This is a genomic window from Hamadaea tsunoensis DSM 44101 (assembly GCF_000428945.1).
In the GTDB taxonomy this organism is placed as follows: domain Bacteria; phylum Actinomycetota; class Actinomycetes; order Mycobacteriales; family Micromonosporaceae; genus Hamadaea; species Hamadaea tsunoensis.
In genome coordinates, this window is sequence record NZ_AUAX01000019.1 from 115610 (window position 1) to 133301 (window position 17692).

Below are 17692 nucleotides of genomic sequence, written 5' to 3' on the forward strand. Positions count from 1 at the left end.
CATGGGCCATGATTCGGGTGATTTCCCTGATCCAAGCGGGATCTTGGGGGGCGGGGCGGATCTTGGGGCGGGTTTTGTCGTACCCGTGTGCGAACCTCCTTCACGTGCGATACGGAATCGATGTCTGCACGTTGGGGGAGTTCGCCGACCCGGGCCGGGTGGTGGAGGTGGCCGTCGCCGCCGAGGCCGCCGGCTGGGAGGCGCTGTTCGTCTGGGACCACCTCGCGTTCGCGTGGGGTGTCCCGTCGGCCGATCCGTGGGTGACCCTGAGCGCCGTCGCGCAGGCCACCACCCGCATCCGGCTCGGCACGGCCGTCACCGCGCTGCCCCGGCGGCGTCCGGTGGTCGTGGCCAACGCGGTCGCCACGCTCGACCGCCTGTCCGGCGGCCGGTTCGTCTTCGGCGCGGGGCTCGGCGGGGTGGCCGCCGAGTTCGCCGCGTTCGACGACCCGGCCGACACACCGACCAGGGCCGCGCGCCTCGACGAGGGGCTCGACCTGCTCACCGCCCTGTGGACCGGCGAACGCGTCGACCATCACGGGCTGCACTACACGGTGGACAATGTCGCGCTCGCGCCGCGGCCGGTGCAGGAACGCGTACCGGTGTGGATCGGCGGGCACTCGTCGGGGGCCATGCGCCGCGCGGCCCAGTGGGACGGCTGGATCGCCGGCGGCGACGACGAGGACGGCAACATGGTGATGTCACCGGCCAAGGTCGCCGAGCACGTCCAGCGCCTGCGCCGGCTGCGCGGGGACGACCTTCCCTTCGACGTCGCGCTCGTCGGTGTCTCCGCGCCCGACGACGCCGTGCTGGTCCGGGCCTACGCCGACGCCGGCGTCACCTGGTGGCTGGAGCACATCCACGGCCGCCGCGACACGTACGACAATCTGCTCGCACGCGTCGCGGCCGGACCGCCCACTCACGACAGGTCCGCGTATATGACCGCCTCCACGTAGTGGTTCTCGCGCGCTGAGCCCGACGCCGGAGCCAGGTCGCCGCCGGTCGCGGTCAGAGCGTCCCGGCCTTCGTCGGGGTCGGCCCAGGGGGCCAGCGCCAGGAACTCCGTCTTGTCACCCGCATATATCGAGTACGCGGAAGGGTCCGACCCGGACAGCGAGGAGTTGCCGACGTAGTGCCTGGGCGGCTGCTGGGCACCCCGGCCGGTGATGGCGCTCTGCCCGTCGAAGAGCAGGTCGAAGAGGTTGCCCGTCATCATCGGGGTGACGTTGTACTTGAAGTGGACGGTCGGATCGGCCACGGCCCGCCAGGTCGAACCCATCCACTCCAGCGGCTGCCAGGCTCCGCTGGCGGCGGTGGACGTCCACCGGCCGTTGTTCGCGTCCGCTTGGATCATCACGTCCACGCCGAGCGAGTCCTGGCAGGCCGCGTACGAGACGGTGAGGTCGGCGCACGGGTCGAGACCGGCCGGGCGCTGCCCGAAGTCGTAGCCGTACTGGAAGGCCGGCAGGGAGGTCGCGAAGCCGAGCTTGAACCCCGCCACCGTCACGCCGTCCGCGTTCGCCCGCCCGGCCGCGCCGGTGCTCGGCCCCGCGTCCAGCCCGAGCAGGGTCGACTCGGTGTCCGTCAGCGGCACCTTCTCGTTACGGAACAACAGGTTGTGCTCGAAGTCGGGCGCCGACCCGTTCACGTCGTCCGGCCCCCACAGGAACGTCGTGTTCGTGACCCGGGAGTCGGTCGCCACGTACGCGGTGTTCGTCGGCAGGACGGCGGGATCGGCGTACAGGGAGACTTCGAGCGGGTTGTGGGTGACCCGGTACTTCGCCATGTTGTTGCTCGCGACCACGTAGATCCCGTAGTCCTTGGCGATGTCGGAGAACGTCTTCGAGAACGCCCGCGCGAACGTGTCCGTGGCCGCCAGGAACGGCTGCTTGCGGACGTCCACCCCGACGAACTTCGCCTGGTACGCGGCGATCTGCGGCGCGTACGCGACGTTCAGCTCGGCCAACGCGGTCGCCATGCCGAGCGGCACGTCCTCGGAGACGGCTCCCAGCGGGGTCTGGGCCTGCGTACGCAGCAGCGCTCCGCGCGCGCCGACGGCGATCGTGGGCAGCCCGATGTCCTCGGGGAACACGACGAGCGTCGGGACGCCGGGCTTGCGGAACGGCTGGACGGTGTCCTCGATCAGGCATCGCATCGCTGTACGCCACGTGTCGTAACTGGTCGCGTGCCGCAGATCGAGGTGGTAGCCGATCGCGAACACCCGCAGCCGGGCCGCCGCGTCGTCATGTCCCGTCTCCGGTACGCGATCCGGGCTCCGATAGGGCGCGCACTGCGCCGGTGTGGGCCGGTCGGCCGGGGCGGCGCCGAACGCGGCGACCAGCGGGGCGGCCTTGGTCGGGACCAGAGCCAGCCAGGCGAGCAGAGCGGCCGGCAACAGTCCGATGAGGACGATCACGCGGACGATCCGGGCGGGCAGCGACAAAGGAGCGGACAACCGGTTCACGACGCCTCCTTGGCCTTGACGGCCTTCTTGTCCCCACCGGCGGCCTTCTTGACGCCGCTGGGAACCCTCTCGGTTCCGCTGGGCGCGAGCAGGGGGACGGTGTCGGCGGCTGCCTCGGCGGCGAGGTTCGCGACGGTGGCGGGGTTCGCGGCGGGCCCGGGTACCAGTGCCACCGTGGTGAAAGCGAGCCGGTCCCAGAGCGCCTGCCGCGTCGGCGACAGGACGAACACCGCCGAGATCGCCCAGCCGACGCCGACCGTGGCCGCCCCGAACAGCCCGGCGATCCCGATGCCGTAGACCGCCTGGCGCAACGCCATCCGCCGCCAGCCGACCGGCTCGCCGGTCAGGCCGTCCACCACGCGCATCCGCAGGATCTGCTTGCCCGGCGTACGCGCGGACGACCACAGCCAGATCGACCAGATCAGCCAGCCGACGCCGAGAGTCACGACGAACAGGAGAACGTCGAGGAAGAAGCCGGCGGCGCGACGGCCGGGACCGGCGAGTGCGATGATCACGGGGCGCACCCTATCGCGATCTTTTCTCGCGTACGATCCCCCGTCATGACAGCCCCCGACGTAGACGTCCTCGTCATCGGCGCCGGCGTGGCCGGGTTGGTGGCGGCCGATCGGCTGACCGCGGCCGGCCGCAGCGTACGCGTTCTCGAAGCCCGCGACCGCGTCGGCGGCCGTACGCTGACCGTCCCCGTGCCCGGCCTCGACGGCGTCGTCGTCGACCAGGGCGGCCAGTGGGTCGGCCCGTCCCAGCACGCCGTGCGCGCCGAGCTGGACCGGTTCGGCCTGGACCTGCACCCGCAGTCGACCGGCGGCGCCGCGCTGGTCCTGTTCCGGGGCAAGGGCCGCCGCTACACCGGCCGCATCCCCAAGCTCGACCCGCTCACCCTCGCCGACATCGGCCAGGCCCAGCTGCGCTTCGACCGTCTGGCCCGCACCGTCGACCTCGACGAGCCGTGGCGTACGCCGCGCGCCGAGCGTCTGGACGGCGAGACGTTCGAGAGCTGGATCCGGCGTACGTGCAGGACGGAACGGGGACGGGACTTCTTCCGGGTCGCCACCGAGGCGGTCTTCGCCACGATCCCGTCGAACCTGTCGTTGCTGCACGCGTTGTTCTACTGCGCCAGCGGCGACACCCTCGAAACGCTGATCTCGACCGTCGGCGGAGCGCAGCAGGACCGCGTACGCGGTGGAATGGGGCAGCTGGCCCACAAGCTGGCGGAACACCTCGGCGCTGTCGTACGCCTGAACGAGCCCGTCCGTTCGATCGTCCACACGGAACAGTCCGTGACCGTCGTGACCGACCAGGGCGAGCACACGGCGGCCCGGGTGATCGTGGCTGTTCCGCCGACGCTGGCGGGGCGCATCGCGTACTCCCCGGCGTTGCCCGCGATGCGCGACCAGTTGACGCAGCGCGCGCCGCACGGGGGCATCATCAAGTGCCACGCGGTCTACAGTGAGCCGTTCTGGCGCGCGGCGGGCCTGTCCGCGGAGGGCGCGAGCGACGAAGGCCCGGTGAAGGTGGTCTTCGACGCGAGCCCGCCGGACCATGGCGCGGGCATCATCCTGGCGTTCCTCGACGGCCCGGCGTCGCTGCGCCTCGGCACGGCCCCCGCCGCCGAGCGCCGCACCGCGGTGCTCACCTCGCTCGCGCGCTACATCGGGCCGCGGGCGCTGGAACCGATCGCCTACCTCGAACGCGACTGGAACGCGGAGGAATGGACGCGCGGCTGCTACGGCGCGCACCTCCCGCCGGGCGCGTGGACCCAGGTCGGCGCCGCGCTGCGCGAACCCGTGGGGCGGCTGCACTGGGCCGGCACGGAGACGGCCGTCCGCTGGTGCGGCTACATCGACGGAGCGATCAGCTCCGGCGAACGCGCCGCCACCGAAGTCCTGGCCGCCGCCCCCTAGGGCCTGCCTCCCGGATCTCGTGGTCCGGTGGCGAGGCTCAGGCGGCGACTCGGCAAGCTTGATCTTCGTCGTCAGGCTGGTGGCCTGTCGGCGAAGACTCAAGCGCCGCCGATCGTCGCCTGAGGCCGCCAACGGGCCGCGGATGATCCGGGAGACAGGCCCTAGCTCTCGGTGAGGTGCGCGAACGCGGAGGCCGGGGGGCTTCGTGATCAAGTACCCGGAATCTGTAGAAGTGGATCTCTATCGCTTGATCAAGTTCCCTGGATCTGCAAAAACGGTCGGTTTTCTGCAGGCTGAGGGAACTTGATCAAGCCTGCACTCCGTGATCAAGTGGCCTGTCGAGCCGCCCTGCCGATCAAGAGGACCGACGCCGCCCTGCCGTAATGGCGGTAAATGATCAGGACGGCATCCGCGTAGCCGGGCGGCCGAGCAAGATCGCCATTTCCATCCAGTATGGACGGACAGTCAGAGACGCACCTGCGGCAGATCGACGGCGATCGGAAGCGACCCCGACTTCCATTCGCTGAGATCGCCCGCGTAGTCCGGCTGGTACTTGCCGCTGACCAGCTCCCGCGCCTGCGCGTCCTCGGCCGCGTCGGCGACGACCCGGGCGTGCCCGGTGAACTCCTCGTCCCCGATACGCACGCCCACCGCCGGCCGCGCGAGCAGGTTGCGTACCCAGTCGGAGCGGTCCCGCTCGCCCGACAGCAGGTAGAGCGTCGATCCGCTGAGCGCGAACCAGATCTCGATGGTGTGGCGGCGCCCGCTGCGGCGGCCGACCGTCGTGAGGTAGCAGTACGTCTGGTCGCCCAGATCCGCGAGTCTCGCCATACCCTCAGTCTGCCTTCAGCGCCGCGCGGCACGCATGGTCCGCCGCGCGTGTCGTCTCCGGCAGCCGGAACTCCCGGGTCAACCGCAGAGCGAGGTCCCGGGCCCCAGCCTGATCGATCAGGTGCCCGGCCGAGACGTAGACCGGCTTCACATTCCTGCGCGTACGCACGACCGAGCCCACGATCTCGCCACCGTCCACGAGATCGGTGTGGTCGCCGCGCTCCGGGCCGACCGGCCCGTGCGTCCCGATGAAGCTGGTCTTCGCGACCCCGAACGCGGGCGTGTCCGTCAGCAGCCCGAAGTGGCAGGCGAGCCCGAACCGGCGCGGATGCGCGACCCCGTATCCGTCGCAGACGAAGACGTCCGGCCGGACGCTGAGTTTCGCGAGTGCGGCGAGGAGCACGGGGATTTCCCGAAAGGCGAGAAGCCCGGGCACGTATTCGAAGGCCGTCGGGGCCGTCGCCGTGGCGATCTCCACCACATTCAGGGTGGCCGCGTCGAGGACCGCCACCGCCCCCGCGACCGTCTGGCCGGCTATCGGGTACGCGACATCCACCCCCGCCACGAACCGTGGTTGCCTGGTCAGCGGCGTTTCGGTACGCACCTGGTGGCGGAGGGTCTCCTGAAGATCAACGGCTTCGCCCGGCGTACGCGGCCAGTTCTCGATCATGTTTGTCCAGCCAAAGCTCAGCAAATCCGTGCGACAGTCGTGACTTTTCGCCTCTACCGTCTTTCCCATGGATTTGGTGAAGGCGAGCAAACGCATCGCGTACGCGTTGCGGCATCGCCCTGACAGTATCGGCATCACGCTCGCCCCCGACGGGTGGGTGCCGGTCGACGACCTGCTGACCGGGCTCGCCCGGACCGGCACCCCCCTGTCCCGCACCGACCTCGAGGACGTCGTGGAGAACAACGACAAGCGGCGATTCGTCATCGACGGTGACCGCATCCGCGCCCAGCAGGGGCACTCGGTCGACGTCGACCTCGGGCTCATCCCCATCGCGCCCCCGTCGGCGCTCTACCACGGCACCGCCCGGCAGAACCTGGACTCGATCTTCATCGAGGGCCTCGTCCGCGCCGGCCGCCACCACGTACACCTCTCCGGTGACGTGCAGACGGCCGTCAAGGTCGGCGCCCGCCACGGTGCCCCGGTGGTGCTCTGCGTCGACACCGCCTCGATGCTCGCCGAGGGACTGCACTTCTACCGCAGCGAGAACGGCGTCTGGCTGACCGACCACGTTCCCGCCCGGCACCTCACGGTGTTCCGCGGCGCACTCAACTGAGCCGCGAAAGCACCTTGGCGGCACAGGCCGTGACGGCCTCCTCGGCATCGAAGCCGAGACTCTCGATGGCCACCAGCGCGGTGAAGACCACGTCCGCCAGCTCAGCCGCCACGTCCGCGCGCTCGTGGGTCACGCCCTTCCGGGGATTCTGACCGCGTACGCCGATCCACGCGGCGGCGGCCTCCCCGGACTCCTCCATCAGCTTCATCATCCGCATCGTGATCTGGTCGTCGGAGCTGCCGTCATGCCCGTCGAGCCAGATACGCGCCGCGGTCACCGCCTGCCGGGTGGTCTCGTTCACCGGCAGCACTCTACGGACGGTCGAATTCGCCGTCCTTCACACCCGCCGCGAAGTCCCGCCAGGCCTCCCGGCTCACGATGAGGACATGGTCCCCGTCCTCCGACTGGCGTACGCCGACGGCATCGTCGATCTCCGCCACCTCGACACAGGCACTCGTGTCGCATCTACTGGACTTCTTCCACAGGCTGTTCTTCTCCGCCATGTGGGTCACCTCCCGTGACCTCAGGGTAGGAACGCGTACCGGCCGGAGAAAGAGGCGTGGCATTGATTGGCACGTAAGCTGACGTGCCCCTCTCCTTTGTCGTTGATCCGGTAGCGCCGTCTACAGTGGCCGGAACACCGGAACGTGATCTCGGCGTACGGAACCGGCCCACCACCGGTGAGTCAGCCGTCTTCCGGAAGAAGCTTTCAAGCGGTCAGCGCGGCTCGCCCGGACGGCCCCCGACGCTTGTCATTGGTAGCGCGGCGGCGCCCGCTCGGCGGTCGCCGGGGGACCTTGAGCCGTCGGCGGTGCGATTTGCCCGTGTTAGGGTTGCCCGCATCTACCTGTCACGTCCGTTGCCCTGAGCCAGAGCGTGGTCGATTCAGGCAGATCAGAGGGCTCTCCTTTTGCAGAAGGAGAGCCCTCGCTCTATATATGGTGGTCGTCTCGCGCTATCGCGGTATCCGCCGCAGGCCTGTCACGACGACGATGACTATGGCGATCAGTGTCGCGGTCCGGTCGTCGTTCGTGACCGAGTGGGTGGTGATGGCGCCGAGCCCGCCCAGGACGATTGTCTGCACCACTCGATAGCCCACCGCACGGCCCGTCGACCGTCGCGCCACCGGCTTGAGCGCTTGCGGGGAGGCGTGCTTGACACGCCGGTAGACAAGGACCACGACAAGCAGCGTCGTGATGATGTCGGGCAACCGCCGTGGGTCTTTGGCCGGCTGTTCTCCGGCGCTGTCCGAGTCGTTCTCGCGGGTGGTCATCTGCGTCCTTTCACGTCCATTGCTCCGAGCCAGAGCGTGGTCTTCGGTATCCCCGGTCGGCGCCTCTTGCAGGAGGTGGACCACCGGCGGTGATGCGGTCAGGAGATCTCGGTGTCGTTCAGGATCCGGAACTGGCCGTCGGCCACCCCGCCCAGGAACGCCTCCCATTCGGCGCGGCTGAACGCCAGCCGTGGGCCGTCCGGTTGATTCGAATTGCGTACCCATACCTCTCCGTTGGTGTAGGCGACCTCAAGGCAGGAGCCCGAGTCACAGCGCCTGCTGCGCTGCCAGTCTTGTGGGGTGGGTGCCACCGATGTCCTCCTCGAAACGGTTGCGCCCGGTCAGGCGGGCGTCGCGTACGGAAGCGGGAACTCCCGCAGTCGGGCCAGGTCGATATCGGACAGCAGCGTCGCGGTGCGGGCATGGAGCAGCCGGGTACTCGCGTCGGGACTGAGGCATGCCTGCCAGATGCGTTCGAACGACTCGTGGTAGGTCGCGACGGACTCCGGGTCGAACTGCAGCTGGTCGGACATCCAGTACTCGCGATAGAGGATCTCCTCGTCCGCCATCGTCAGAAGCGTGAACGACCCGAGCAGGCCGAAGGCCGCCGGTGAGGAGAGGGGCAGTACGCGAAGGACGATGCGCCCGTCCGTGATGTCGCGCAGGAGGGCGGTCAGCTGGTTCACCATCGTCAGCGCGCCGCCGATCCTGCGCAGGAGGACGGCCTCGTCGAGTACCAGGTGGTATTCGAGGGGGTCGGGCCGGTCGAAGACCTGTGCGCGGCGACGCATCCGGGCCTCGAAGCGCTTCGTGAGCGTCTCCGCCGGAATCTGCCCCGCCCACATGTCCAAGGTGCTTTCGGCCATCTCGCGGGTCTGCAGCACGCCGGGGAACATCATCGGCTGGAAGGTGCGGATGCGGCGCGCCTCGGTCTCGAACTGGCAGAGTTTGATCGTCGCCGGCGTCAGGTGAAGGCGATACACCGAGGTACTCCACCAACCCCGCTGCCGGGCGGCCCGCACGTCGGCCGTCAGCTCCTCCGCCACCACGGGGTCGGCGACCTTGAGGTCGAGGAGAAGTTCGTCCAGGTCGGTTTCGGAGATGGCCACATGGCCGGACTCGATGCGCTGGACCTTGGAGAGCGACCAGTGCAGCCGCTCGGCGAGCTGACCCTGCGTCAGCATGGCGGTCTCCCGCAACCTGCGGAGGGTGGAGCCCATCCGCCGCCGGGCGACGGCGGCCGCGACCTTGCTGGTCATAGGGTGAGGGGTCTTTCTGCTATATGGCACATCAGGGGTATGCGGTTACGACGCTGAAAATTACACGACTCCGCGTGACTCTGGTGACATTGGCTATGTGGACGATGCGGATTGCGCGCGAAGATTCTCGATCAACTGGATCTGACCTTGGCGTTCGCCAGCAGATCCACGTGTGTTGATGCTGATGGAGGCGGTGTCCGCGTCGCTCAATCGAGTGACTTTCGGTCAGGCGCGGGCCGTGCGGACGACCGTTCCCGCCGAAATCTGCCTACCGCATATTTGTGTGACCCTTCATCTTTCAGGGTCCTTTATTAATAGTGGATCAGGAGTCGAGGCCGCGTTCGAGCGCGTACCGCACCAACTCCACCCGGTTGTGCAGCTGCAATTTCCCGAGCGTGTTCTGAACGTGGTTCTGGACCGTCCTCGGCGACAGCACCAGCCGCTCCGCGATCTGCTTGTACGACAGCCCTTTCGCGACCAGCCGGAGCACTTCCGTCTCCCGGTCGGTCAGCACGGGCGCGTCCGATGCCGGGGCCGTGGCCAGTCGCCGGTACTCCCCGAGGACGAGTCCGGCGAGGCCGGGCGTGAACACCGCGTCGCCGTCGGCCGTACGCCGGACCGCCTCCAGGAACTCTTCGCGGCCGGCGGACTTGATGAGGTAGCCGGTCGCGCCCGCCTTGACGGCGTCGAGGACGTCCTGCTGCTCGCCGGAGGCCGACAGCACGAGGATGCGCCAGGGCGACTGGTCGGCGCAGAGGGCGGTGATCACCTCCACCCCCGACAGGTCCGGCAGCTGGAGGTCGAGGACCACCACGTCGGGGCGCAGCGAGCGGCCTACGCGGACGGCCTGCGTACCGTCGCCGACGGCGGCGATCACCTCGTAGCCGGCCTCGGTCAGGTCCCGGGCGACACCTTCGCGCCACATGGGATGGTCGTCGACGACGAGTACGCGTACCGGGGCGGTCATGAGGTCACGGTAGCTTCCGGGGAACCCGCAGCTCCACCTCGGTACCTTCGCCGGGGGTGGTCGTGATGGCCACGGCGCCGCCGAGGTCGCGCAGGCGGCCGCGGACGGACTGGCTGATGCCGAGGCGGCCGGCCGCGGCGGCTTCGGCGAGGCGGCCGGGTGCGATGCCGGGGCCGTCGTCGCGGACGGTCACCACGATGGTGTCCGGCTCGTCCTCCACGAGCACCCAGGCTCGCGTACCCGGGGGAGTGTGCTGGACGACGTTGTCGAGGGCGGCGCCGACGGCGGCCGAGATTTCCGCGGCCGTCGCGCAGGGGAGCGGGACGGCCGTGGCGGGGGAGGCGATGGTGACCGTCGCGGAGGCGAAGGGGCTGAGGAAGGAGCGCAGGTCGCAGGAGCCTTCCGAGGTCCGGAAAGGGGTGACGCCGACCAGCGCGCGGAGGGTGGCCTCCTGCTCGCCCGCGAGGCGGCCGAGTTCCGCGGCCTCGCCGCCGAGCTCGGTGCCGCGGCGCTGGACGAGCGCGAGGACCTGCAGGACCGAGTCGTGGATGCCGCGGGCCAGGCGCTCGCGCTCGCGGGTGGCGGCCTCCAGTTCGGTCGCGCGCTGCATGCGGGCCTCGGCCTCGCCGGCGACCTTGATCATGTAGCCGATGCAGAACGCGGCGAGCAGGAGCAGCACGGTGCCGTTGAGGGTGGTCGCGGTGATCGAGCCGCGCAGGGTGAGGTCGACGACGCCGACGAGGAAGACGGCGAAGACGCCCCAGCGGCGGCCGCCGGCGATGGCCCAGGCCAGGACGCCGCCCGCGACCCAGGCCATCGGCAGCGTCGGCGAGCCGTGGCGGAGCATGTCGCGGGGGATCACCCAGGAGCTGGCGAGCAGGCTGAGCAGGGTGATGAACAGGTCGACCCCGAGCAGCGGCCAGCGGCGGCGGCCCGGATCCGCGTACGCGACCGCCGTCACGATCGACCAGCCGAGCATGCCGGCGAGCACGACCACGCCCAGCCACGGCCGTGAATACTGACGGTGATAGGTGAGCAGGAGAATGGCCGCGTAGCAGAGCGCCGCGAACCGGAAGACGGCCACGGCGCGCCAAAGAGGTGTCCTGAGGCCCACGGTGGACAACGTACCGTTGACGGATGGAAGAGGCGTTACGCGATCTCGTCCGCCGCGGTGTCCTCACCGAGGAGCAGGCTGTCGAGGTCCACGAGGCACTGCACAAGAACGCCGGCTCGCCGAAGTGGCTGGCCGAGGCCGCGGGCTACGTGGGCGGCGTACTCATGCTGGGCGGGGCGGGATTCCTGCTCGCCACCCAGTGGGACGCGATGTCCCGGGTCACCCGGACGCTCAGCCTGCTCGGGATCACCCTGCTGCTCGTCGCCGCGGCCGCCGTCTTCGGCCGGCGTACGGCCGTGCGCGGTCGGGTCGCCGCGGTCCTGCTGACGCTCGCCTCCGGCACCGCCGCGGCCACCGCCGGCACCGCCGTCGAACACGGCTCCGGGACGACCGCCGGGCTCGCGGGACTCATCGTCGCCTTCTGCGCGTACGCGTTCCTCCGCTCGCCGATCCTGCTGATCGCCGCCGGGGCGCACACGATCGTGCTGCTGCTCGGAGTGACGGGCGAACACCTGCACACCACCGAACTCGGCACCGGACTGCTGTTCCTGCTCGCCGGACTGGTGTGGACGGGACTCGCGTACTGGCTGCCGCCCCGGCCGGTGACCCTGGCCGTCGGCATCACCCTGGCGATCATCGGCGCGCAGGTCACCCCCGGCGCCTGGCGGTACGCGCTCACCTTCGCGATCGCGATCGGCTGCTTCGTCCTGTATCGACAGACGCGTACGGCGATCGTGCTCGTGGGCGGCGTCGTCGGCGTAGCGCTCGCTGCACCAGAAGCCGTCTGGGACTGGACCGGCGGCGCCGCCGGCGGAGCAGTCATCCTCCTGGTAGCAGGAGCAGCCCTGGTAGCAGCATCCTTCGCCGCCCTCCGCCTCCGAGCGGACAACTCCCCACCCGAAGCGCCGACACCCCCGAGCCCCAAGGCGGAGTGAGGGACGACGGCGAACGACGGAGCGAGGGGACGACGGCGAACGACGGGTGAGGGGACGACGGCGAACGATGCGTCGCCCCACTCACCTGGCAGTGGAGGCCCCCCAGGGCCGGAACGGTCTCCCGCGCGAGGAGCGGAGGTGAGATCGACGGACCCGGGACAAAGTCTTGAGAGATCTTGAATTTGATCGAGGTCAGGCGAGTCCAGCCCGGCGGAGGGCGTCGGCGAGGGCCGTGTCGGCGGGCGCCTGCTGACGCTGCGGCCGTCCCTGCTGCTGCGGCCGCCCACCACCCTGACGATTGCCACCGCCTTGCCGATTGCCGCCACCCTGCCGGTTGTTGCCACGATCTTCCGGGGAGGACGGGGTGGCTTCGTCGTCCAAACGCAGAGTCAGGGAGATTCGCTTGCGCGGCACGTCCACGTCGATCACCTTGACCCGGACCACGTCCCCGGACTTCACGACGTCGCGCGGGTCCTTGACGAAGGTCTTGGACATCGCCGACACGTGCACGAGCCCGTCCTGGTGTACGCCGATGTCGACGAACGCCCCGAACGCCGCCACGTTGGTGACGACCCCTTCGAGCAGCATGCCGGGCAGGAGGTCGCCGATCTTCTCGACGCCCTCCTTGAAGGTGGCCGTCTGGAAGGCCGGGCGCGGGTCGCGGCCGGGCTTCTCCAGCTCCTTGAGGATGTCGGTGATGGTGGGCAGGCCGAAGGTCTCGTCCACGTAGTCCGTCGGCTTGATCTTGCGCAGCGCGGTCGTGTTGCCGATGAGCTGCCCGATGTCGGTCTGCGCGCCGTCGAGGATCCGCCGCACCACCGGGTACGCCTCCGGGTGCACGCTGGACGAGTCCAGCGGGTCGTCGCCGCCCCGGATCCGCAGGAAGCCCGCGCACTGCTCGTACGCCTTCGGGCCCAGTCGCGGCACCTGCTGCAGGGCGCGGCGGTTGGTGAACGGGCCGGTGGCCTCGCGGTGCGCGACGATGTTCTTGGCCAGCGACTCGGTGATGCCCGAGACGCGGGTCAGCAGCGGTGCCGAGGCCGTGTTGACGTCGACGCCGACCGCGTTCACGCAGTCCTCGACGACCGCGTCGAGCGAGCGGGACAGCTTGCCCTCGGTCAGGTCGTGCTGGTACTGGCCGACGCCGATGGACTTCGGGTCGATCTTCACCAGCTCGGCCAGCGGGTCCTGCAGCCGCCGGGCGATCGAGACGGCACCGCGCAGCGAGACGTCCATGTCCGGCAGTTCCGCGGACGCGTACGCGCTGGCGGAGTAGACGGAGGCGCCGGCCTCGGAGACCACGATCTTCGTGAGGTTCAGCTGCGGGAACATCTTGATCAGGTCGGCGGCCAGCCGGTCGGTCTCCCGGGAGGCCGTGCCGTTGCCGATGGCGATGAGCTCGACGGCGTGCACCTGGCACAGCCGGGCCAGGACCGCCAGCGACTCGTCCCACTTGTTGTGCGGCACGTGCGGGTAGATCGTGTGGGTCGCGACGACCTTGCCGGTCGCGTCCACGACGGCGACCTTCACGCCGGTCCGGAAGCCGGGGTCGAGGCCCAGGGTCGCCCGGGTGCCGGCCGGCGCCGCGAGCAGCAGGTCGCGCAGGTTGGCCGCGAAGACGCGTACGGCTTCTTCCTCGGCCTGCTGCCAGAGCCGCATCCGCACGTCGATGCCGAGATGCGTGACGATCCGCGTACGCCACGCGTACCGGACGGTGTCGGACAGCCACTTGTCGGCCGGGCGGCCGCGGTCGGCGACCCCGACGCGGGCGGCGATGTGCTGCTCGAACCGCGTCGGCCCGATCTCGGGCGCGTCGGCCGGGTCCTCGGGCTGCACGACGACGTCGAGCATCTCCTCCTTCTCGCCGCGGAACATGGCGAGGATGCGGTGCGAGGGCAGCTTCGTGAACGGCTCGGCGAAGTCGAAGTAGTCGGCGAACTTCGCGCCGTCGGTCTCCTTGCCGGCCTTGACCTTCGAGGCGAGCCGGCCGCGGGCCCACACCTGCTCGCGCAGCTCGCCGATGACGTCGGCGTTCTCGGCGAAGCGCTCGATGAGGATCGCGCGGGCCCCGTCCAGGGCCGCCGCGACCTCGGTCACCGTCTCGGTGAGGTAGTCCGCCGCGGTGCTCTGCGGGTCCAGGTTCGGGTCGCCGATGAGCGCGTCGGCCAGCGGCTCCAGCCCGGCCTCGCGGGCGATCTGCGCCTTGGTCCGCCGCTTCGGCTTGTAGGGCAGGTAGATGTCCTCCAGGCGCGCCTTCGTGTCGGCGCCGAGGATCTGCGCCTTCAACGCGTCGTCCAGCTTGCCCTGGCTCGCGATCGACTCCAGGATGGCGGACCGCCGCTCCTCCATCTCCCGCAGGTAGCGCAGGCGCTCCTCCAGCGTACGCAGCTGGGCGTCGTCGAGCGCGCCGGTCACCTCCTTGCGGTACCGGGCGATGAACGGCACGGTCGCGCCGCCGTCGAGCAGCTCGACCGCGGAGCTCACCTGCCCCTCGCGGACGCCGAGCTCCTCGGCGATGCGGGCGTTGATCGGCGGCAGGGCGGTCTCGGTGGAAGTCACCCGAGCATTCTGCCCGAAACATCGCGTGACATCCGGCAGGGGGATGCTCGGCATGGCGCCGCATCGATTACCTTCCGCTCATGACCGCCGATGCGCGTACCGAGCCGCTGCCCCGGGTGCTGCCGTGGGCGACCCTCGCGCTCACCGTCTACCTCGTGCTCCGCGCCGTGGGAGGCCTGCTCACCGAGGTGCAGCTGGCCTCCGGCTCGACCTTCGGCGACCTGGAGGGCCTGGCCAGTGGCCTCAGCCTGGACTTCGTCGCCGACACGCGCGCCCTGCTCGCCGTCTGGCAGGCCGCGGCGCAGACCCCCGCGACCGCCGCGCTCATCGCCTGGACGACGCGCGCGTACACCTTCGCGGATCTTCTCTTCATGGCCGCGTACGCGATGCTGCTGATCCGGCTCGGCGCACGGGTGCGCGGGCACGTTCCGGCGTACGCGTCGCGCGACGGCTGGTCGCGGCTGCGGATCTGGGCGCACGACGTGCGGCTGCCGTACCTCGTGCTGGCGGCGGTCGGGTTCGACCTGCTGGAGGACGTCGCCCGGCTGGTGATGGTCGAGCGGACGGTCGCGGGGTGGAGCGTGCCGACCTGGCTCGTCTGGGCGTCGTGGGTCTGCACGACGCTGAAGTTCGCCGCGCTCGGCGCCTTCGCGGTCTTCCTGGTCGTGCTGCTGCTCGACACCGGCCGGCTGAAGGTCTGGCTGCGCAACGGCGGCTGGGCGCTGTGGCGGCTGCGGGTGGCCGTCGTCGCCGTGGCCCTGTACGCCGCCCTGCTCCTCCTCGACCCCACCGGCCAGGCCCGCGACCTCGTACGCCGGTGGGTCGGCGGTCCGGCCGACCTGGTCGCCGGCGTGCTGACCGTGCTGGCGGCGGCGGTCCTCGGCCTCGCGGCGTGGCTGCTGACCCGGCGGCTCGTGCTGGCCGAGCACGCCCCCGACCCGGCCCGGCACGAGGTGACCTGGGCGATCTGGCTGTTCGTCGCGGCGGCCGCGGCCGCGTTCTGCGCCCTCGCGTTCGGCTGGATCGAGCTGTGGGCCACCGCCGCCGTGCTCGCCGGGCTGCTCCTGCTCGGGCTGCTGTGGCGTACGCGGGTGGACCAGGAGCAGCGGGACCGGCTCGTCGAGGCCGCACAGGCCAGCCGGGCCGGGGACGCCGCCGCACCCGAGACCGGCCACGTGCTCGCCGCCCGGCGTACCGCCCGGTTCCTCGCGATCGTCCCGCTCGTCACGCTGCTGCTCCTGACGGCCGCGGCGTACGCGCCCGCGCTGGTGGTGCTGCCGCTGTCGGGGGAGAGCGACTCGTTCCGTTTCGTGGTCGCCTGTGTCCTCACCGGACTGTCGCTCATCGGTACGCCGCTCGTGGCGATGGGCGGCTGGGCGCTGCTGCGTTCCTGGGACGGCGCGGTCGACCAGCGCCCGGACCCGTTCGAGCGCAAGTATCTGTTCAGCATCATCGGGTTGGCCGTCGCCGTCGCGGCCGCCTTCACCGGTGCCGTACGCGGCGTCGCGTACGTCGGCGCGATCTGTTTCATCGGGCTGTTCCTGGCCGCGCTGATGATCGCGCTCGGCGAGGCGCAGCGCTGGTCGGAGACCCATGCCGCCCCGCCCGGACTGCTGGTGCTCGGGTTCACCCGGGTCCCGGTGGCCGCCCTGCTCGTCGGGGTGCTGCTGCTGGCCAGCTTCTGGCTCGGCGACGGCTCCGAGCACGCCGTGCACCGGCAGCGGGACGTGGCGGTTGCGCGTACCGGGCTGAGCCTGGACGACGCCTTCTCGGCCTGGGCCGCCGCGAACTGCGCCGGATCCGGACACAGTGGACAGACGGTCCCGCTGTATCTCGTCGCCGCGCCGGGCGGCGGGTTACGGGCGGCGTACTGGACGTCGTCGGCGCTCACCGGGCTGTTCGGCGCCGACCGGCAACGAGCGGTCGACGGCTGCCCGGGCGCGGCGGCGGCCGACCGGATCTTCGCGATGGGCGGGGCGTCGGGCGGCTCGCTCGGTGTACTCGCGTATGAAGCGGACCTGGCGGGCACGCGGACCGCGACCTGGTACGACGAGCAGCTGGGCCGCCAGGATTATCTGACCGACGGGCTGACCTGGATGCTGACCGTGGACCTCGCGCGCGGCTACGCCGGATACGGCGGGCAGGATCGCGCCCGGCGCCTGGAGGACGACCTCGCCCGGCACGTGACCGGCCTCGACGCGGACTTCCTCGGCGGGCAGTGGGGGACGGGCCGCACGCCGCTGATGCTCCTCACCGGTACGCAGGCCGAAAGCGGCTGCCGCCTCAACATCGCGGGCCTGCGGCTGACCGACGCGGACGCGCGGGCCGCCGGCGGGACCTGCGCCACGCTGGGCACGGGCGCGGCCCGGTCGGACGCCCCGGTGACCACGGACCTGCTGGACTTCCTCTGCGACCCCGACGGTACGCACCCGCAGAGCATCTCCCGAGCGACGGCGGCCGTCCTGTCCGCCCGATTCCCCTACGTCTCCCCGTCCGGCCACCTGTACGGATGCGACACGATGCGCGGCCAGAAGACGGCGATCGTCGACGGCGGGTACGCCGAGGACACCGGTATCGGCATGCTGCTCGCCCTGTGGCCGCGGCTCGCGACGTTGATCGCGACGCACAACGCCGCCACCGGCAATGCCCGGATCGTCCCCGTGCTGATCGAGATCGACAACGGGTACGCCCAGGTCGCCGCCCCACGCGCGGCCGGCCGCACGATCGAGGGCCTGGTACCGCCGTCGACCAAGGCCAAGCCGGACGAACTCGACGACCGGGCGATGGAACAGCTGGCGGGGAGCACGTTCACCGGTCCCGTCCCGGGCCTGTCCGCGTCGTGCGACGTGGCGGACGGGCAGGGGCGCTTCCTGGTGATCTCGCCGCGGACGTCGCCGGGGCTGCCGGCTCCGCTGGCGTGGACACTGTCGTCGCTCGCCGTGGACGATCTGCGCGCCCAGCTGGGGACGGCGCTGGCCGACCCGGGGGCTTCGCGGGTGGCCGCGGGCTTCCCGTCCTGCGCCTGACCCTCCGGACCCTCGCCCCTCCGCCGCCCTCCGGCCCTGCCGCGCTCCGGCCCTGCCGC

At 70.7% G+C, this 17692-nt stretch carries 17 protein-coding genes; 5 read left to right on the forward strand and 12 right to left on the reverse strand.

The window, feature by feature from the left end; genetic code table 11:
• Positions 1-104: 104 nt before the first annotated feature.
• Entirely contained in the window at positions 105-956 is an 852-nt protein-coding gene (locus tag G401_RS0125800) for a TIGR03619 family F420-dependent LLM class oxidoreductase (protein WP_027344749.1), read from the forward strand.
• Here G401_RS0125800 and G401_RS53330 read toward each other — a convergent pair.
• A complete protein-coding gene (locus G401_RS53330; RefSeq protein ID WP_157546329.1) occupies positions 920-2464 on the reverse strand; it encodes a hypothetical protein in 1545 nt (514 codons plus the stop codon). The two genes, G401_RS0125800 and G401_RS53330, sit on opposite strands and share 37 nt — an antisense overlap.
• Positions 2461-2979, reverse strand: a complete 519-nt coding sequence (locus tag G401_RS0125810) for an RDD family protein (RefSeq protein ID WP_169734252.1) — start codon at positions 2977-2979, stop codon at positions 2461-2463. The genes G401_RS53330 and G401_RS0125810 overlap by 4 nt, the downstream gene beginning before the upstream one ends.
• 45 nt (positions 2980-3024) lie before the next feature.
• Here G401_RS0125810 and G401_RS0125815 point away from each other — a divergent pair, with 45 nt between their 5' ends.
• Positions 3025-4386, forward strand: a complete 1362-nt coding sequence (locus G401_RS0125815) for a flavin monoamine oxidase family protein (protein WP_027344752.1) — start codon at positions 3025-3027, stop codon at positions 4384-4386.
• 465 nt (positions 4387-4851) lie between these two features.
• Here the strand turns inward: G401_RS0125815 and G401_RS0125820 are convergent, their stop codons facing one another.
• Both G401_RS0125820 and nfi read right to left on the reverse strand, forming a co-directional pair.
• Positions 4852-5217 (reverse strand): nitroreductase/quinone reductase family protein, encoded by a 366-nt coding sequence (locus G401_RS0125820; protein WP_027344753.1) that lies wholly within the window; start codon positions 5215-5217, stop codon positions 4852-4854.
• A 4-nt stretch (positions 5218-5221) separates the two neighbouring features.
• On the reverse strand, positions 5222-5887 hold the full coding sequence (gene nfi / locus G401_RS0125825) for a deoxyribonuclease V (RefSeq protein WP_051367157.1): 666 nt from the start codon (positions 5885-5887) through the stop codon (positions 5222-5224).
• 67 nt (positions 5888-5954) lie between these two features.
• Here nfi and G401_RS0125830 point away from each other — a divergent pair, with 67 nt between their 5' ends.
• Positions 5955-6500 carry an RNA 2'-phosphotransferase gene (locus G401_RS0125830; protein WP_027344755.1) on the forward strand — a complete coding sequence of 182 codons (546 nt, stop codon included), beginning with the start codon at positions 5955-5957 and terminating at the stop codon, positions 6498-6500.
• Here G401_RS0125830 and G401_RS0125835 read toward each other — a convergent pair.
• From G401_RS0125835 to macS, 7 genes are all read right to left on the reverse strand, one after another.
• Positions 6493-6801: a MazG-like family protein gene (locus tag G401_RS0125835; RefSeq protein WP_027344756.1), complete on the reverse strand. Its 309-nt coding sequence runs from the start codon at positions 6799-6801 to the stop codon at positions 6493-6495. The two genes, G401_RS0125830 and G401_RS0125835, sit on opposite strands and share 8 nt — an antisense overlap.
• 10 nt (positions 6802-6811) lie before the next feature.
• The gene (locus G401_RS0125840) at positions 6812-7003 is read right to left on the reverse strand and encodes a DUF397 domain-containing protein (RefSeq protein ID WP_027344757.1); all 192 of its coding nucleotides are present in this window, start codon (positions 7001-7003) and stop codon (positions 6812-6814) included.
• 452 nt (positions 7004-7455) lie between these two features.
• Positions 7456-7773 (reverse strand): hypothetical protein, encoded by a 318-nt coding sequence (locus G401_RS0125845; RefSeq protein WP_027344758.1) that lies wholly within the window; start codon positions 7771-7773, stop codon positions 7456-7458.
• Between the two features lie 98 nt (positions 7774-7871).
• A complete protein-coding gene (locus tag G401_RS0125850; RefSeq protein ID WP_027344759.1) occupies positions 7872-8084 on the reverse strand; it encodes a DUF397 domain-containing protein in 213 nt (70 codons plus the stop codon).
• Positions 8085-8114: 30 nt separating this feature from the next.
• Positions 8115-9032, reverse strand: a complete 918-nt coding sequence (locus G401_RS0125855; protein ID WP_027344760.1) for a helix-turn-helix domain-containing protein — start codon at positions 9030-9032, stop codon at positions 8115-8117.
• 322 nt (positions 9033-9354) lie between these two features.
• Positions 9355-9999 (reverse strand): response regulator, encoded by a 645-nt coding sequence (locus tag G401_RS0125860; RefSeq protein WP_027344761.1) that lies wholly within the window; start codon positions 9997-9999, stop codon positions 9355-9357.
• A gap of 4 nt (positions 10000-10003) precedes the next feature.
• Positions 10004-11113: a MacS family sensor histidine kinase gene (gene macS, locus G401_RS0125865; protein ID WP_027344762.1), complete on the reverse strand. Its 1110-nt coding sequence runs from the start codon at positions 11111-11113 to the stop codon at positions 10004-10006.
• A 23-nt stretch (positions 11114-11136) separates the two neighbouring features.
• Between macS and G401_RS0125870 the strand changes: the two genes are divergently transcribed.
• A complete protein-coding gene (locus G401_RS0125870; RefSeq protein ID WP_027344763.1) occupies positions 11137-12048 on the forward strand; it encodes a DUF2157 domain-containing protein in 912 nt (303 codons plus the stop codon).
• A gap of 192 nt (positions 12049-12240) precedes the next feature.
• Here the strand turns inward: G401_RS0125870 and G401_RS0125875 are convergent, their stop codons facing one another.
• Complete coding sequence (locus tag G401_RS0125875; RefSeq protein WP_051367158.1) at positions 12241-14607, reverse strand: Tex family protein; 2367 nt, start codon at positions 14605-14607, stop codon at positions 12241-12243.
• Positions 14608-14687: 80 nt separating this feature from the next.
• On the opposite strand from G401_RS0125875, the gene G401_RS56160 reads away from it, so the two are divergent.
• On the forward strand, positions 14688-17633 hold the full coding sequence (locus G401_RS56160) for a hypothetical protein (protein ID WP_027344765.1): 2946 nt from the start codon (positions 14688-14690) through the stop codon (positions 17631-17633).
• Positions 17634-17692: the final 59 nt, after the last annotated feature.

Bases quoted from the DNA above. Each gene is read 5' to 3' on its own strand.
- G401_RS0125815 (WP_027344752.1), top strand. From the start codon at position 3,025: ATGACAGCCCCCGACGTAGACGTCCTCGTCATCGGCGCCGGCGTGGCC.
- G401_RS0125820 (WP_027344753.1), bottom strand. From the start codon at position 5,217: ATGGCGAGACTCGCGGATCTGGGCGACCAGACGTACTGCTACCTCACG.
- nfi (WP_051367157.1), bottom strand. From the start codon at position 5,887: ATGATCGAGAACTGGCCGCGTACGCCGGGCGAAGCCGTTGATCTTCAG.
- G401_RS0125830 (WP_027344755.1), top strand. From the start codon at position 5,955: ATGGATTTGGTGAAGGCGAGCAAACGCATCGCGTACGCGTTGCGGCAT.
- G401_RS0125840 (WP_027344757.1), bottom strand. From the start codon at position 7,003: ATGGCGGAGAAGAACAGCCTGTGGAAGAAGTCCAGTAGATGCGACACG.
- G401_RS0125845 (WP_027344758.1), bottom strand. From the start codon at position 7,773: ATGACCACCCGCGAGAACGACTCGGACAGCGCCGGAGAACAGCCGGCC.
- G401_RS0125855 (WP_027344760.1), bottom strand. From the start codon at position 9,032: ATGACCAGCAAGGTCGCGGCCGCCGTCGCCCGGCGGCGGATGGGCTCC.
- G401_RS0125860 (WP_027344761.1), bottom strand. From the start codon at position 9,999: ATGACCGCCCCGGTACGCGTACTCGTCGTCGACGACCATCCCATGTGG.
- G401_RS0125870 (WP_027344763.1), top strand. From the start codon at position 11,137: ATGGAAGAGGCGTTACGCGATCTCGTCCGCCGCGGTGTCCTCACCGAG.
- G401_RS56160 (WP_027344765.1), top strand. From the start codon at position 14,688: ATGACCGCCGATGCGCGTACCGAGCCGCTGCCCCGGGTGCTGCCGTGG.